This is a genomic window from Escherichia sp. WS33, assembly GCF_046486385.1.
Lineage (GTDB): Bacteria > Pseudomonadota > Gammaproteobacteria > Enterobacterales > Enterobacteriaceae > ECMA0423.
Genome location: NZ_JBJQLJ010000020.1, coordinates 15,791 through 32,113 on the forward strand (window position 1 = coordinate 15,791; position 16,323 = coordinate 32,113).

12 protein-coding genes are annotated in these 16,323 nt (G+C 53.3%); 2 read left to right on the forward strand and 10 right to left on the reverse strand.

Annotation, left to right across the window (positions count from 1 at the left end):
• Positions 1-233: 233 nt before the first annotated feature.
• From ACJHXA_RS16350 to yfhM, 4 genes are all read right to left on the reverse strand, one after another.
• Entirely contained in the window at positions 234-1,388 is a 1,155-nt protein-coding gene (locus ACJHXA_RS16350; RefSeq protein ID WP_000003317.1) for a bifunctional tRNA (adenosine(37)-C2)-methyltransferase TrmG/ribosomal RNA large subunit methyltransferase RlmN, read from the reverse strand.
• A 149-nt stretch (positions 1,389-1,537) separates the two neighbouring features.
• Positions 1,538-1,969 (reverse strand): nucleoside-diphosphate kinase, encoded by a 432-nt coding sequence (ndk, locus tag ACJHXA_RS16355; protein WP_000963837.1) that lies wholly within the window; start codon positions 1,967-1,969, stop codon positions 1,538-1,540.
• 148 nt (positions 1,970-2,117) lie between these two features.
• Positions 2,118-4,430: a peptidoglycan glycosyltransferase PbpC gene (gene pbpC, locus ACJHXA_RS16360; protein WP_001137667.1), complete on the reverse strand. Its 2,313-nt coding sequence runs from the start codon at positions 4,428-4,430 to the stop codon at positions 2,118-2,120.
• Positions 4,431-9,392, reverse strand: coding sequence for an alpha2-macroglobulin (gene yfhM / locus ACJHXA_RS16365; RefSeq protein ID WP_000736323.1), 4,962 nt, complete (start codon positions 9,390-9,392; stop codon positions 4,431-4,433).
• Between the two features lie 206 nt (positions 9,393-9,598).
• On the opposite strand from yfhM, the gene sseA reads away from it, so the two are divergent.
• On the forward strand, positions 9,599-10,444 hold the full coding sequence (gene sseA, locus ACJHXA_RS16370; protein ID WP_000108626.1) for a 3-mercaptopyruvate sulfurtransferase: 846 nt from the start codon (positions 9,599-9,601) through the stop codon (positions 10,442-10,444).
• Between the two features lie 335 nt (positions 10,445-10,779).
• On the forward strand, positions 10,780-10,905 hold the full coding sequence (timP, locus tag ACJHXA_RS16375) for a small toxic inner membrane protein TimP (protein ID WP_001385884.1): 126 nt from the start codon (positions 10,780-10,782) through the stop codon (positions 10,903-10,905).
• A 31-nt stretch (positions 10,906-10,936) separates the two neighbouring features.
• On the opposite strand, the gene sseB is transcribed toward timP, so the two are convergent.
• The 6 genes from sseB to hscB all read right to left on the reverse strand — a co-directional run bounded on the left by sseB (position 10,937) and on the right by hscB (position 16,247).
• Positions 10,937-11,713: an enhanced serine sensitivity protein SseB gene (sseB, locus tag ACJHXA_RS16380; RefSeq protein ID WP_001297328.1), complete on the reverse strand. Its 777-nt coding sequence runs from the start codon at positions 11,711-11,713 to the stop codon at positions 10,937-10,939.
• Between the two features lie 141 nt (positions 11,714-11,854).
• Positions 11,855-13,138, reverse strand: a complete 1,284-nt coding sequence (pepB, locus tag ACJHXA_RS16385; protein WP_000133582.1) for an aminopeptidase PepB — start codon at positions 13,136-13,138, stop codon at positions 11,855-11,857.
• Positions 13,139-13,315: 177 nt separating this feature from the next.
• Positions 13,316-13,516 (reverse strand): Fe-S cluster assembly protein IscX, encoded by a 201-nt coding sequence (gene iscX / locus ACJHXA_RS16390; RefSeq protein ID WP_000523616.1) that lies wholly within the window; start codon positions 13,514-13,516, stop codon positions 13,316-13,318.
• Between the two features lie 11 nt (positions 13,517-13,527).
• Positions 13,528-13,863: an ISC system 2Fe-2S type ferredoxin gene (gene fdx, locus ACJHXA_RS16395; RefSeq protein WP_001124469.1), complete on the reverse strand. Its 336-nt coding sequence runs from the start codon at positions 13,861-13,863 to the stop codon at positions 13,528-13,530.
• A 1-nt stretch (position 13,864) separates the two neighbouring features.
• On the reverse strand, positions 13,865-15,715 hold the full coding sequence (gene hscA, locus ACJHXA_RS16400) for a Fe-S protein assembly chaperone HscA (RefSeq protein WP_001196613.1): 1,851 nt from the start codon (positions 15,713-15,715) through the stop codon (positions 13,865-13,867).
• Positions 15,716-15,731: 16 nt separating this feature from the next.
• Positions 15,732-16,247, reverse strand: a complete 516-nt coding sequence (gene hscB, locus ACJHXA_RS16405) for a co-chaperone HscB (protein WP_000384411.1) — start codon at positions 16,245-16,247, stop codon at positions 15,732-15,734.
• Positions 16,248-16,323 lie beyond the last annotated feature (76 nt).

Genomic DNA, 16,323 nt, shown 5'->3' on the forward strand with positions numbered 1-16,323 from the left:
TCACCCACACCGCGAAACATCCGTTAAGTTAACCGTTATCATACAGTATAAGACCGTCTGTGTGCTCGTGACAAAGCCCACATTCACTAAGGCTAACTTACTGTTGCATCGTTACATACTGCCTTAAAGTCAGCAAAAACGCACCGTTAATATTGACCAGACAATTGCAACTTAATACTTCATTCATAAAAGATTACGCCACGGTACATAAAGTAACCGTGGCGTAATGGCTATCAGACCGCTTTAATGTCGATGGCTTCACCCTGCATCCGTTTACGCAGGGTACGTTTCGTACGGTCGATAACATCGCCCGCCAACTGACCACAGGCAGCATCGATATCATCACCACGGGTTTTACGCACAATAGTGGTGAAACCGTAGCTCATCAGCACTTTTGAGAAACGGTCGATACGGCTGTTCGAGCTGCGTCCATACGGCGCGCCCGGGAAGGGGTTCCACGGGATCAGGTTGATCTTACATGGCGTATCTTTCAGCAGTTCCGCCAGTTGGTGCGCGTGTTCAGTGCCGTCGTTAACGTGGTCAAGCATCACATACTCAATAGTGACACGGCCCTGATTGGCGTTGGATTTCTCCAGATAACGGCGCACCGCAGCAAGGAACGTTTCGATATTGTACTTTTTGTTGATCGGCACAATTTCGTCACGAATTTCGTCGTTCGGCGCGTGCAGGGAAATTGCCAGTGCAACGTCGATCATATCGCCCAGTTTATCCAGCGCCGGAACTACACCGGAAGTAGAAAGCGTGACGCGACGTTTAGACAGGCCAAAACCGAAATCATCAAGCATGATTTCCATCGCCGGAACGACGTTGTTCAGGTTGAGCAGCGGCTCGCCCATGCCCATCATCACTACGTTAGTGATTGGGCGCTGACCGGTGACTTTTGCTGCGCCGACGATTTTCGCCGCACGCCACACCTGGCCAATAATTTCCGATACCCGCAGGTTGCGGTTAAAGCCCTGCTGGGCGGTGGAACAGAATTTACACTCCAGCGCACACCCCACCTGCGAAGAGACGCAGAGCGTGGCACGGTCGTCTTCCGGGATATACACCGTTTCGACGCGCTGATCGCCAACGGCGATCGCCCATTTAATGGTGCCGTCGGATGAACGCTGTTCTTCAACCACTTCCGGTGCGCGGATTTCCGCCACCTCTTTCAGTTTGCCGCGCAACACTTTGTTGATGTCGGTCATCTCATCAAAGTTGTCGCAGCAATAGTGATACATCCACTTCATCACCTGATCGGCGCGGAAGGGTTTTTCACCTAAATCTTTAAAAAACTCCCGCATCTGCTGACGGTTGAGATCCAGCAGGTTGATTTTTCCATCTTTCGTGGTGACGTTTTCAGGTGTGACTAATTGTTCAGACATATGCTATTCCGGCCTCGTTATTACACGTTATGGCCCCTGGAGGATTGAAAAAAGAAACGCCCCGGTGAGCGGCTGCTCGTCCGGGGGCGCTGCATTGTACAAATTCTGGCGCACGGATGCCACGTTTGCACGCGGCATTTACGAAATTATTAACGGGTGCGCGGGCACACTTCGCCTTCGCCAAAGAAATAAGCGATTTCGCGAGCGGCAGATTCGACGGAATCAGAACCGTGGGTACCGTTTTCGGTCAGGCTGTCAGCGTAATCAGCGCGCAGAGTACCAGCCAGTGCGTTTGCCGGATTGGTCGCGCCCAGCAGATCGCGGTGACGCTGAACGGCGTTTTCACCTTCCAGCACGGAAACCACGATCGGGCCAGAGGTCATGAATTCAACCAGACCATCAAAGAACGGTTTTCCATCGTGTTCAGCATAAAAGCCACGTGCCTGTTCAACGGTCAGGTGCAGCATTTTGGTGCCGACAATTTTGAACCCTGCAGCTTCAAAGCGCGCAAAGATATTACCAATGACGTTTTTTGCTACCGCGTTCGGTTTGATGATGGAAAAAGTACGTTCAATAGCCATTTTTACCTCTGTAAATTGTTCTGTTGTTGTCTGTACCAGCGTACGAGATGGCGCGGATTATAATGAGCAACAGGGCCGTTGACTATTGATGAAGGTAACATTTTTTTAAAATAAAATGAGTTTTAGCAACAATCAGGGACAAAACAGACTATTGCATGACAAATTTCACTGTCGCGATTTGCCCCACATCATCCATCACCAGCAATTGATAATCACCTTTATCCGTCAAATGCAGGGTCACGTTGCGCCCGCGTTCAGTTAACGGTTCGCCATTCAGAAACCACCAGCGTTCACCTGCCCCTCCACTTGATTGCAACGGCAAAGTCGCTTCCGCTGCGCCCGGTAAACGTTTAATAATCGCGCCATCGCGAACGCCTGTCAGCTGCAGAGGGAGCTGGGCATCGTGACCGTATGACGGGCAAATTGTCGAGGCCGGTGGTAAGCGCACAGCGCGACGTTCTGATGCGGGCAGCCAGGGTTCCAGCGGTAGCGGCCAGACATTTATCATTTCTTGTCGCGCTTGCGGGCAATCAGCGGCAACACGTTTGCCATTTTCATCCAGCCAGATGGGGAAACGAATGCCATTAATGCCTTCCTGCTCCGGCAGTAATAGAGTTGGCGGCTGACTCCCGTCCAGCAGCCAGGTTGCCAGGCGGCGGCGACAGTTACCGTCACCTTCCGGCAAAGACTGTCCGCCCGGCCAGCAGATAACGCCACGAGTGACTGAGTTCGGGCGCGGGTCTTCCGGCAGATTCGCACTGCGCGACAGTAAGATATTATTGACCTGATTCAACAATGGTACGGCACTGGCAAAGCCAAACTGACCAACAACGGGCGTGCCGTCCGGTCTGCCAGTCCAGATCCCAATGACATAGCGAGCGTTAACCCCAATCGCCCAGGCGTCACGATAGCCATAGCTGGTGCCCGTTTTCCATGCCAGTGGGGCGACGCGCGGCAAGGCACTATCCGGCAAGGGTTTCGCTTCATCAGCCATAATCCGGCGAATGATCCACGCCGCCCCCGACGACATTAAAGGCCGTTCAAGCAGCGGATCGTCAGGCTGTAAGCGCAATTTGCCTGCCTTGCCGTGGCGAGCAAACGCGGTATACGCTGCCGCCATATCTTCCAGTTTTGCACCAGCGCCGCCGAGAATGAGTGAAAGATTCGGCGCAGCACCGTTGGGCAAATATAACGGCAATCCAACATTGCGTAACTTTGCCGCAAACCGTTTCGGTCCATAGGCTTCCAGCACCTGCACAGCAGGTAAGTTCAGCGAGCGCACCAGCGCCTCGCTCATGCTGATCGGGCCATGAAAACCGCTATCAAAGTTACCTGGTCGATAATCACCGGTGCGCCGGGGGACGTCTTGCAGCAGTGATGCCGGGTGGATCAAGCCTTCATCCAGCGCCAGACCATAAACAAACGGTTTGAGCACCGATCCTGGCGATCGGATCGCATTGACCATATCAACATGACCAAAGCGTGAATCATCGTTGAGATCAACCGATCCCACCCAGCCGCGAACACGCATATCGGTATGATCAACCACGATCATCGCCAGTGAGCTGCGCGGTGGCAACCGACCTTTCCAGTTTTGCGCCAGTTCTTCCAGACGTCGTTGAAGACCGGCATCCAGCGTAGTAACGATTTTGTCGCTTTTGCTTTTACCGAGCATCATGCGCGAAAACAGCGGTGCCAGTTGCGGCATTTGTCGGGGTGCCAGCCAGATGGGTTCTTCCCTTGACTCTTTTACCTGCTCACGGGACCACGCACCTTGCACGGCCATCCGTTCGAGCACTTTATTACGCGCGGCTTCGGCACGCTCCGGCCAACGATCCGGGCGAAGACGGCTGGGCGCTTGCGGCAAAACCGCCAGCATTGCCGCCTCGGAATAGCTTAAATTCGCAGGCGACTTTCCGAGATAAGCCCAACTTGCCGCACCGATCCCCTGCAACGTACCGCCAAACGGAGCGCGGTTAAGATACAAGGTCAGAATTTCACGCTTAGACAGATGCCATTCCAGTTGCAACGCGCGCCAGAGCTGGCGAATTTTGCCGCCAAATGTTTTGGGGTGAGGATCAAGCAGACGAGCAACCTGCATAGTGAGCGTGCTGCCACCGGAAATAACCCGTCCCGAAGTGAGATCTTGCCATGCTGCGCGCGCCACCGAGAATGGATTCACCCCCGGATGCTTCCAGAACCAGCGATCTTCATAATTGATCAGCGCTTCAAGGTAACGTGGAGAAACATCTTCGATTGTTACCGGATAACGCCAGATGCCGTCAGCATCGGCGAAGCGCCATAGCGGCGTACCATCCTGCGCCACGACCACTCGTGCGGGATTGACTTCATGCAGCGGTAGAGGCCAGAGTTTATCTGCTCCCCACGCTGCAAGAAAAAGGAGAAATGGCGCAGCTGCCAGCGTTATCCAGCAGCCGCGTTTGGTTAACAAGCGAGGCATTTACGGTCGGACAATCAGCAGATCTTCAGCCGCGCCGGTCGCCCGCCATTGGGGAACATACATTGATTCCACCATCGGTTGCGGTACCTGATACGTTCCCGGCGTCACCGCCCGCGCCAGATACACCAGCGTTACCGGTTGGTATTCATCAACGGCAACCGCCGCCACAAAGCGATCGTCACGGAACTCAATGTGCTTAATGCTCGCCTGCTGCATCTGGTTCAGTAAGTTTTGCACTTCGCCACCACTTTGCTCCAGGCTGGCGCTACCGTTCGCCAGATTCTGATTTTCCAGTTCCAGACCCGCAGGCAGCAGATCCACGACTAACGCATCCGGCACGCTGTTACTGGCTTTTACCTGCAACCAGACCAGCACTAGATCGCCGCTACGTAACGAGTCCAGCGATTTGCTCTTACCATCAGTACCAAGAATATGACGCTCGATTTGCAGCACATTGTTCGCCGGTAAAGGTGCGGATTGCGGATAACCGCTGGCATCCATACGCAACCATAACGGCTGATCGCCACTGTTTCTCACCTGCAAGGTGGCAAGTTGATCGCTATTCAGATTGCTGTTTAGCGTTTTCTCGCCTGTCAGCGGCTCAGCTGAGAAAGAGGTTTGCGCCTGCCATTTACCCGGTAAATCCTGAATCGTACGGGCAGCCAGGAACAACGCGTTACTTTCCTGCGTCGATAGCCAGCGTTCACCAAATGCCTGCTGCGAAAGCGTGTTCAGCAAAGTGTTCTGCTCATCGGGTAGCAGTTTATTTTCTTCCAGCAAGGAGAGCATTAACGCGTTGTCGCGCAGTGGACTACCGTAATCACCCAGCCATATCCGCTCATCACTATTTCTCGGCGTTTTCAGCGCCAGCACAATCGCTTCTTCACCACGCGTTGCATCACCCATGGTTTTCAGCGCAACGCCAAGTTGCAGCAGCGGTAAACCAGAAGCGGCATCTGCACGATGCTCCCAGATTTCACGCAGCGCACCCAGTGGTGCTTTTTGCTGACGGGCCAGCACCAGCGCAGCGTAAGACTGAACGGCGAATTTACTGGCTTTGAGATTATCCGCGTACGGGATCGACATCATGCCCGGATCTTGTAAATAGCGCAGCAGACGCTCATTACCCCGGTTAATGGCGTCTGTCGGCACGCTGTAACCCTGTTCGCCTGCGCGGACCAGGAAATCCATCACGTAAGCCGTCAGCCAGTACTCTTCGTCACCGTTTTTATCCCACAGCGCAAAGCCGCCGTTATCACGTTGCATTTGCAGCAAACGGGAAATGCCGATATCGACCGATGCACGGCGTTTCTCATCACTGTCGCCTTTGATGCCCAACGCCTGCAGTTGGGCTGCGTTGGTATAAAGTGACGGGAACAGGCCGCTGGCGGTTTGCTCAAGACAGCCGTACGGATACGCTTTTAACTCTTTGATATAACGTGCAATGTTCAGCGGTGGTTTGCCGCTCAACAACAATTGCCCTTCCAGCGTAACAGGCGAGAAGTTTTGCAATCCATCCGCCGGAATCGCCCATGTCTCACCAGGCTGTAACGCCGTACCGTAATTAACCGTTTGTGCCGGGAACGCCGGACGGACGCCGATTTTCCACTGCTTATGCTGATCGGCAACGGTTTCACCCGGTAACGCTAACCCGCTAATGGTGGCCTGAATTTCTCCATCGCCATAACCCGGCAATGCTCGCACCGGGATAAACAGCGTAGTACGCACACCTGGCGCTAATTCAACGGCTGCGGGTGAATCGCTGACCAGTTCAAGCAAACCACTGGCGGTCAGGGCAACGTTCAGTTTTTGCGGTTTATCGGTAAGATTAGTGATATCCAGCGTCAGACGCGAGGTATCGCCACTCGCCATAAAGCGCGGCATGTTCAGTTCAGCAATCACCGGTGCGGCAACTATCACTTTGCTTTCGTTGCTACCGAAATCATCTGCCGTCCAGGCTTGCGCCATGACGCGCAATTCACCGTTAAAATCGCCAATCGGCAGTGTAACCGAGCCTTCGCCCTGTTCGTTGAGCGTTACCGGCAGCGCCTGCTGCGCGACAATATTGACGTGATTGACCGGCGGTTTACCACCACGTTTCAGCTCATCACCATCGCCACCGAAACGCAGAGCTGCCAGACGCCCCTGACCTTCAATAACCTGACCGTAAATATCGTAAATGTCTGCGCCATAGCGTTTCTGACCAAAGAACGCCTGCCACGGATCTGGCGTGACGTAGTCAGTAATATTCAGCACACCACTATCAACGGCAGACACCAGCACATTCACCTGTTTAGGCTTCTCGCCATTTTTAGTGCTGGCTTTAATTTTCACGGTTAATGGTTGATTCGGCCGCATTTTTGCTGGTGTTTCCAGCGCCAGATCGAGGCGACGGTTTTCATCGCCAAGCGGCAGATGCAACACCCCAACTGCGCGTTTTGGCGTCGCGGAGCGAGATTTATCGCCAGGACGTACTACCAGCGTACTTAAATACAGATCATGACGATTCCAGGTTTTATCGACCGGAATCGTCAGATCCAGCCCTTGAGCCGGAACATCAATCTCTTGCCACCACAACGGCCCTTCACTGGACTCGACCATCGCATAACCTTTACCCGCCGTTGGCGCGGCAATATGCAACTTAATGGTATCGCCAGGGCGATAACTGGCTTTATCCAGTTTCAGCGTGACACGGTCGGGTCGCACGGCACCGCTCCCGTCGCTGTTGTCCTGCCAGCTATAGCCAGCCCAGAAACGCACGCTACTGACCGCTTCATTCGGCGCTTTGACTTCCAGACGATAAGCGCCCCACTCTACCGGGAAACTGACCTTACCGGTTTCATCCGCCTGAAGATCCAGAGTTTGTTCATTTTCGATCAGATCTTTTTGATCAAACTGTGACTGCCAGCCTTCATCTTCTGACCAGTTCCAGTAGTAATCGCGGCGTTCGCGAATCAGGCGCACCTGCAAGCCCGACACGGCTTTTTTCACGCCTTGCGCATCGCTATAAACGATGTCAAAACCGGCGTTACTGCCTTCATCAACAATGGGCTGTTTCACCGTGCTGTCAGTGCGATAATCGTAAACCGATTTCGAGGCGAACTGCGGACGGATCCCCGGCAATGCATCGGCAGGCCAGATAGCCTGCTCAGCGCGGCGCGTCACCGGGCGACCGCCCGATTCCAGCAAACTACCCTGGAAAATAACCTGTAATGGGGAATGCGTTTCCTTCCACTGGCTTTCTGTAGAAACTTCGCCGCGCCCTTTATCATCCAGCGTCAACTGAACTTCATCCAGCGTGCGGGAAAGATTTTCGGCAGCTATATCGCCGAATTCAAAACCAGGTAAGGCTGACACAGCTTCACGCAGTGGGCGCAGGAAAAGTTGCCCTTGCAAAGTATTACCATTAGCAGGTGCACCATACAGGTAGTACCCCACCACGGAGAATTTCACTTCATCTTTCGGCGTTAGCGGGGTTTTCTCACCGGTCAGATTCAGCGCCATGCGCTCTGGCATAAAATCTTCGACGTGGAAATCCCACATCCGATACTGGTTATCGCCCGTGTTAGCGCGAATATGCCACATACCGGTTGCCGCATTGCTATCGAGTGGCCAGGTAAAGTGGTAGAGGCCATTCTCCGGCTGACTAACGACGCTCCTGAGTACCTGCCCATCGGGTTTAATCACGTCTAACTTGATGGGTTGATTGGGCAACGCTTTACCGTCTGCATCACGCAGCAAACCATTGAGGATTACCGTTTCACCTGGGCGATAAAGATCGCGTGGGCCAAACATGAAAAACTGTTTGCTATAGCCTGGCGCGCCAGCAATGTTAAATTCTGCTAAGTCCAGCGCCGGAAGTTTTAAATCGAGTAGCGTTGTCTGACCGTCTTTACGCGCCAACAGTAATGCCGCGTTTTTATCATTTTCCAGCTGCACATGCCCCTGAGCGTCACTGGTTGCCTGAGTCAGAGTCTGCCCTTTCTCATTTAATAAAGAGACTTCAATTCCTTGCTGGGCCGCGCCGTTTTCCAGACTTTGGGTAAAGATATCCAGACGATTGTGATAACGGTGAGCTGAAACGCCGATATCACTTAACGTAAACAGCGTCGCGGGATTACTGTAATCGTAACGTCCAGCCTGATTCATCACAGCCAGATACACGCCCGCCTGCTGAAGCGGTTTGATATCGCCCAGCGGCAGCAATAATTTTTCACGGGTGTTACGCGCAGGATTGAGATCAAACCGTCCGGTGTAGACCAGATCCGCCATCTGCAGCAGTTTGTCTGACTGCCAGTTCGCCAGCGAATTGCGGTATTCCCATTGGCTAATGAATGCTGGCAGAGATTCTGGCTTAACGCGGAAGAAGTTAACATCGACATTATTAACGTTGAGCGCCATTACCGGCAGCCCTTCAACGACTTTACCAGGCAGCAGCGAACCACGGCTGGCAAAACCGACGCTGGGTTGGATGTCGCGGGTAGTTATAGTTTTTTCGTAATCTTTACTGAAGGTTGCGTTGTTGAGTGCTTTGACCTCCTTGCCAATAGTAACGATCAAATCACGTTTCGGTTCGAGGTGGCGTAAACGTAACTCTTTAAGATTATCTGACAGCTCCCAGGCACCATCCACTTTGCCGCTTTTTTTATCGACGACATGAATAACGCGTGAGAAATCCTGATCCGGGTCGAGAGGGATGGAGAACGTCAGCACCAGCGTGGCTGCACCATCAAGTTGGACTTCAGAGAGATCCAGCAATGTCAGCACCTTACCGGCACTCTGTTGGGCCAGTTTTTGTCTCTCCGGCACGGAGAGTTTTGCTGAACTCGCGTTTTCTGAAGAGGCCGCTTTAGTAACTTCAGAAGGCGCATCTTTTTTCACCGCTGTTGGCGCGTTATCGTTGTTGTCGCACCCTGCCAGCGCCAGCATTAGCATGCAGGCGGCTACGCGTAACTTTTTCATTTTTCATCCCTGCCACAATGGCCCGTTAGCAACGTCGAATAATTATTATGCGTGAGAATTTACGTTATGTAATTCAGTATCACGCCCATACAATCCGAATTTTAGTGAGAATTGTGGCTCAGACAGCCAAATCAGCCTCTTTCGCTTGTCGCTTTTCACTAAACATCCGACAATTTAGCCTAACCCCGGCAAAAATGGAGATGCCTATGTCCACGACATGGTTTGTAGGAGCCGACTGGCTCGCCGAACATATTGATGACCCGGAAATTCAGATTATCGATGCCCGCATGGCGTCGCCTGGACAGGAAGATCGTAACGTTGCTCAGGAGTATCTGAATGGACATATTCCCGGCGCAGTGTTTTTTGATATCGAAGCGCTTTCTGATCACACTTCCCCGCTTCCGCACATGCTGCCGCGCCCGGAAACGTTCGCCGTGGCGATGCGTGAATTAGGCGTTAACCAGGATAAGCACCTGATTGTCTATGACGAAGGTAATCTTTTCTCAGCCCCACGAGCATGGTGGATGCTGCGCACCTTTGGTGTAGAGAAAGTGTCGATTCTGGGGGGTGGACTTGCAGGCTGGCAGCGCGATGATCTGCTGTTAGAAGAAGGTGCAGTAGAGCTGCCGGAAGGAGAGTTTAACGCCGCGTTTAATCCTGAAGCCGTGGTGAAAGTAACCGATGTATTATTGGCAAGCCATGAAAATACGGCGCAAATTATTGATGCCCGCCCGGCTGCACGTTTTAACGCAGAAGTTGATGAACCTCGCCCAGGTTTACGTCGCGGACATATTCCCGGAGCACTGAATGTTCCGTGGACGGAACTGGTGCGCGAAGGCGAACTAAAAACGACCGATGAACTGGATGCGATATTTTTTGGTCGCGGCGTCAGCTACGACAAACCAATTATCGTCAGCTGCGGCTCTGGTGTAACGGCAGCCGTGGTTTTGTTAGCACTCGCGACGCTGGATGTGCCAAACGTGAAACTGTACGACGGCGCATGGAGTGAATGGGGCGCGCGGGCAGATTTACCGGTTGAGCCAGTGAAATAAGTATTTTACAGGCAATAAAAAACCGCCGAATTTGGCGGTTTTTTATTGCTGGTCTGGTTCGCGGCCTTTCCAGCAGGTTGTATTACCGTAGTAATGCAAGCGCGTCTCAGCGGAGACAATACTCGCCAGTAACTCTCTTTTTGTCAAGCAAAAGAGAGTTATTATTGTTCTGTTAGTGTATTATCCACTGCGGCCCTTTCCGCCGTCTCGCAAGCGGGCGCTGGCTTAAGGAAAGGATGTTCCGCGACCGTTAGAGCAAGCGCGTCTCAGCGCTTGCTATCGCGGCAATATCGCCAGTGGTGCTGTCGTGATGCGGTCTTCGCATGGACCGCACAATGAAGATACGGTGCTTCTGTATCGTACTTATTGTTTCTGGTGCGCTGTTTTCCCAAGTAAATAATAACCGGAGTCTCTCCGGCGACAATTTACTGGTGGTTAACAACCTTCAGAGCAGCAAGTAAGCCCGAATGCCGCCCTTTGGGGCGGCATATTTTAGATTATCCGATTCTGTTTAAAGTCACGCAAAAAACCACCCCAGCGACGTTCATAGAATGGCACAATATGTTCGGTAATAAAGTGGCTAATTCCTTTTTCCCCTTTTTTCACCTGACAAATATCGATTGGTTCATCGCCAGGTAATGTATCGGTCGCTACACTTCCCGTCGCCTGAATAATTTCTTCGATATCACCATCGGCTTCAATGCCAATAAGTAAATTAGGCTGTGCCTCTTCGTTCTCTTTAATTGAACAAATAAAAGCACGCTTCACCGACTTAATGGTTTTAAATAAGGTGGTGAGTGAATCAATCATTTGTGCTGGCGGCTCTGCGACTTCCGATAATATCAGCGATTCACCGCCTTCCAGGATTTCCTGGCTGCTCAGCGGATTTCCCTCTTCACCAATCAACAAACTGATTTCACGCGGCATAAATTCTTTACCGGTCGGCAGTTTGGCATTAAGGAAGAGCGTTTCGCCAAGGGTCATCTCAAACAATGTGCGAACGGGCATTACGACAAATGCCTGTTCGTCTTCAACCGCCTGTTGAAGCGCTTCTAACGAGGTGAAAAAAGGAATGACGCTGGTGCCGTCTTCTTTTTCCCAGTGCTGTAAATCAAGCGCACTATCTTCAACCACAGCCTCGCCCTGCGCCGCCGTACCAGGCACCCAGACGGTGGATTCCAGTAGAGTACGGAAAAAGGCCGGGCGGTGCGCCGGTTCGGTTGCTGCTTTTTCCAGCAGGTCTTCAAGTTCGTTTTTTGTTTCGGACATATGAACCACAATTCATTCAACGTTCGGGGCGCAAATGCCTGATGCGCTACGCTTATCAGGCCTACAAGGGATTCGCAATTTGTTGAATTTGCAGAATTTGTAGGCCGGATAAGGCGTTTACGCCGCATCCGGCATATTAGTTTACGCCGTTAACAGATTAGCTATCGTGCGCACACCAAGTCCCGTAGCGCCCGCAGACCACTGTTCAACCGGCGCTTTACGGTAAGTCGCCGAGCAGTCGATATGCAGCCAGCCTTGCTGATAGTTCTCAACAAAGTGCGACAGGAAGCCCGCCGCCGTGCTCGCGCCTGCCGGATACGCCGCGCTTCCGGTATTGTTCAGTTCGGCAAAGTTAGACGGCAGCTGGCTGCGGTGGAATTCCGCCAGCGGCAGACGCCAGAATGGTTCGTTCTCTTGTGAGGCACTCGCCAGCAAACGACCGGCAAGCGCATCGTCAAAACTGAACAGCGCGTGATAATCATTACCCAGCGCAGTTTTCGCCGCCCCGGTGAGGGTCGCCGCATCAATGATCATTTCCGGTTTCTGCGCACTGGCATCAATCAGACCATCGGCAAGCACCAGACGCCCTTCGGCATCAGTGTTCATCACTTCAACTTTTTTACCGTTGCGATAGGTGATGATATCGCCCAGCTTGAACGCATTGCCGCTAATCAGGTTATCCGCACAGCAGAGGAACAGCTTCACGCGCTTGTTCAGTCCGCGCGTAATGGCAAATGCCAGCGCCCCGGTAACCGTTGCCGCGCCGCCCATGTCCGACTTCATCGAGTCCATAAACGCAGTCTGTTTGATGCTGTAGCCGCCGGAGTCAAAAGTGATACCTTTACCTACCAGGCACGCGTACACCGGTGCTTCTTTATCGCCAGTTGGGTTGTAATCCAGCGCCAGCAATACCGGAGAACGTTCTGAACCGCGCCCGACGGTGTGCAGCCCCATATAACCTTGCTCACGCAGATCTTCGCCTTTGGTGATCCGATAAGTCACACGATCGCCCGCGACGTTGCTGATCAGATCAACAGCACGCTGTGCCAGTTGCGATGGTCCCAATTCTTCTGCCGGTGCGTTGATGGTGTCACGCACCCAGTCGATGATCATCAGGCGGTTATCCAGTTCCTGGCGCTGGGCATCGTCCAGATCCGGCCACTCCACTTTACGCGTGCCTTTCGGGGCTTTGTAACCTTGCCAGAATGCCCAGCAGCGATCCGCATCCCAGCCTTCACCGCTTAACTGAACATGCTTGATGCCCAGACCGTCAATCTTGCGCGCCGCACGCTGGATCAGCCCCAGATCGTCTGCCCCGTTCAAATGCAGGGTAATGCCGTCATTATTAATGCTGTAAGTTGCTTTTTCTCCCCAGCGCGCGTCGGCAGGTTGGGTAGAGAGGGTAATCTTCATCGCTTCTGTCATTTTAGTTATCCTTCTTTGTAAAAGGGCCGCCAGTTGGCAGCCCCAGGATTTTTCCGCTAAATGATTCGCGTTGCAGGAAGGCGGCAAGTGAGTGAAGCCCCAGGAGCATAGATAACTATGTGACTGGGGTGAACGAGCGCAGCCAACGCATCTGCGGCGTGAAGCATGACGCGGAAATTATTCGGCCTCGTCCAGCCAGACTAACAAAATCGCTTCGAGGATTTTCTCGTTGGATGCCTGCGGGTCGTCGTCGAAATCTTCCAGATCGCAAATCCACTGATGCATATCGGTGAATCGAACCGTTTTCGGATCAAGATCGGGATACGCATCGTACAGTGCTTCGCCAATTTCGCGGCTATCGGTCCATTTAAGTCCCATACTAACCTCTGTTAATGCTCACGCGCATGGTTGATAGTGTAACGCGGGATTTCGACCACTAAATCTTCGTCGGTGACGCGCGCCTGGCAGCTTAAACGGCTTTCCGGCTCCAGTCCCCAGGCTTTGTCCAGCATGTCGTCTTCCTGCTCTGAGCTTTCCGGCAGCGAGTCAAAACCTTCACGAACGATGCAGTGGCAGGTGGTGCAAGCACAGGATTTTTCACAGGCGTGTTCAATCTCGATACCGTTACGCAGAGCTGCGTCGAGAATGGTTTCACCGCTATTAGCTTCCAGAACAGCGCCATCAGGGCAGAGATCCTGATGAGGCAAAATAACAATCTTTGGCATATTAAACCTCGTCCACGGAATGGCCTTTCAGCGCACGACGAACCGACTGGTCCATGCGGCGAGCGGCGAAATCCTGGGTTTGTTTGTCTACGTTTTTAATCGCTTGTTCGATGGCGTCAACGTCATCGCCCTGCGCCACTTCACTCAGGTGAGCGGCAGCATCGTCAATGACCTGACGTTCTGCGGCGCTTAACAGCGCGGCATCAGCAGCCAGCGCGCCGTGCAGACTTTCCAGCACACGCGCCGCTTCTACTTTTTGTTCTGCCAGCATTCGGGCTTTTACGTCCTGCTCGGCATAGCTCATTGAGTCTTTGATCATCGAAGCGATTTCGCTATCGGTCAGACCGTAAGACGGTTTGACCTGAATAGACGCCTCAACGCCGGTGGATTTCTCCATCGCCGTCACGCTCAAAAGACCGTCGGCATCGACCTGGAACGTCACGCGAATATGCGCACCACCAGCCGGTAGCGCCGGAATACCACGCAGCGCAAAACGCGCCAGTGAGCGGCAGTCCTGCACCAGTTCGCGCTCACCCTGCATTACATGGATAGACATCGCCGTCTGACCATCTTTAAAGGTGGTGAAATCCTGAGCGCGGGCCACCGGAATAGTGGTATTACGCGGAATCACTTTCTCCACCAGGCCGCCCATCGTTTCGAGGCCCAGCGACAGTGGGATCACATCAAGCAGCAGCATTTCGCTGTCTGGCTTGTTACCCACCAGAATATCCGCCTGAATCGCCGCGCCAATAGCGACGACTTTATCCGGGTCGATGGAAGTCAGCGGTGGACGACCGAAAAATTCGCCTACCCGTTCACGCACCAGCGGCACGCGAGTAGAACCGCCCACCATCACCACTTCCAGCACTTCATCAGCTTCTACACCCGCGTCTTTCAGCGCGCGACGACAAGCCAGTAAGGTTCGTTTTACCAGTGGCGCGATCAGTTCATTGAATTGTTCACGGCTGATTTCGCCCTGCCAGCCCGCAACGTTAACGGTCACGGAGTCCGCATCGCTCAGCGCGATTTTGGCTGCAATGGCGGCATCCAGCAGTTCACGCTGAACGCGGTTATCGCTACGATCAGGAATGCCCGCCTGCTCGCGAATGTAATCCGCCAGCAGATGGTCGAAATCATCGCCGCCGAGCGCGGAATCACCGCCGGTTGCCAGCACTTCAAACACGCCGCGACTTAAGCGCAGAATGGAAATATCAAACGTCCCGCCACCGAGGTCATAAACAGCGATCACGCCTTCCTGACCGGAATCCAGCCCGTAGGCGATAGCCGCAGCGGTCGGTTCGTTAAGTAAGCGCAGAACATGCAACCCCGCCAGACGCGCCGCGTCTTTGGTGCCCTGACGCTGGGCATCGTCAAAGTACGCCGGAACGGTGATAACTACACCATCCAGCTCGCCTGCCAGGGCTTCAGTTGCCCGCGCCGCCAGTGCTTTGAGGATGTCCGCAGAAACGCGCACCGGGTTCAGCAGCCCCGCCGCCGTTTCAATCATCGGCAGGCCGTTTTCGCTGGCCTGGAATTGATAAGGCAGATGCGGATAGCGTTGCTGGATATCAGCCAGCGAGCGTCCCATCAGGCGTTTAACAGAACTAATGGTGTTGGCGGTGTCAAGCGCTGCGTTAGTACGCGCGTCATAACCCACCGAATGCCCTTGCTGTTGATAGTGAACAACAGATGGCAGCAGGTGACGGCCTTCATGGTCGGCTAACGTTTCGGCCTGACCGCTGCGCACTGTCGCCACCAGCGAGTTGGTTGTGCCCAGGTCAATACCAGCCGCCAGACGACGCTGATGCGGCGCAGCACTCAAACCAGGTTCACTAATTTGTAATAAGGCCATGTTTAGCTTCCAGAAATTAAAAATCGAGCAGTTTTTCTTCGAGTTGTTCGGCACTGCTCCGCAGTTTATCGAGAAAACGCAGCTTACGCACGGTATCCGCCGCCGCGTCCCACGCCTCGTTGTCTAACTGTTCAACCATCAACTGATGGCGGGTATCAAACATCTTTTTCACACGTTTGATAAAGCTTTCCAGCCGCGCTTCATCTTTCGCCTGTTCGATCTCGTCCAGCTCTTCGCGCAGCTCCAACTGTTCCATCAGGAACGCGGTGTCGCGCACAGTATGCTGCTCGCTGGCGAGATCAAAACCGTGTAAAGAAAGCAAATATTCCGCGCGCATTAACGGATGACGCAGCGTTTGCCAGGCCTGGTTAATGGTTGCAGATTGCTGTACGGCGGCGAGTTGTTCCGCCTGGCTTCCGCTGGCGAATTTATCAGGATGATACTGACGTTGTAGATCCTGAAAACGCAGGCTCAGCGCCTGGGTATCGAGTTGATAACGGGCAGGCAAGCCAAAGAGGGTGAAGTAATCCATAACATTCTCAGGGCTGCGATCCGCCGCGATAACGGCGAATCAGGTAAAACAAACCCCACGCGCAGGCGACCACGGT

Excerpts from the sequence above, each read along its gene's own strand:
- pepB (WP_000133582.1), bottom strand. The coding sequence starts at position 13,138 with ATGACAGAAGCGATGAAGATTACCCTCTCTACCCAACCTGCCGACGCG.
- timP (WP_001385884.1), top strand. The coding sequence starts at position 10,780 with ATGAAGATACGGTGCTTCTGTATCGTACTTATTGTTTCTGGTGCGCTG.
- ndk (WP_000963837.1), bottom strand. The coding sequence starts at position 1,969 with ATGGCTATTGAACGTACTTTTTCCATCATCAAACCGAACGCGGTAGCA.
- yfhM (WP_000736323.1), bottom strand. The coding sequence starts at position 9,392 with ATGAAAAAGTTACGCGTAGCCGCCTGCATGCTAATGCTGGCGCTGGCA.
- sseB (WP_001297328.1), bottom strand. The coding sequence starts at position 11,713 with ATGTCCGAAACAAAAAACGAACTTGAAGACCTGCTGGAAAAAGCAGCA.
- fdx (WP_001124469.1), bottom strand. The coding sequence starts at position 13,863 with ATGCCAAAGATTGTTATTTTGCCTCATCAGGATCTCTGCCCTGATGGC.
- hscA (WP_001196613.1), bottom strand. The coding sequence starts at position 15,715 with ATGGCCTTATTACAAATTAGTGAACCTGGTTTGAGTGCTGCGCCGCAT.
- ACJHXA_RS16350 (WP_000003317.1), bottom strand. The coding sequence starts at position 1,388 with ATGTCTGAACAATTAGTCACACCTGAAAACGTCACCACGAAAGATGGA.
- hscB (WP_000384411.1), bottom strand. The coding sequence starts at position 16,247 with ATGGATTACTTCACCCTCTTTGGCTTGCCTGCCCGTTATCAACTCGAT.
- pbpC (WP_001137667.1), bottom strand. The coding sequence starts at position 4,430 with ATGCCTCGCTTGTTAACCAAACGCGGCTGCTGGATAACGCTGGCAGCT.
- sseA (WP_000108626.1), top strand. The coding sequence starts at position 9,599 with ATGTCCACGACATGGTTTGTAGGAGCCGACTGGCTCGCCGAACATATT.
- iscX (WP_000523616.1), bottom strand. The coding sequence starts at position 13,516 with ATGGGACTTAAATGGACCGATAGCCGCGAAATTGGCGAAGCACTGTAC.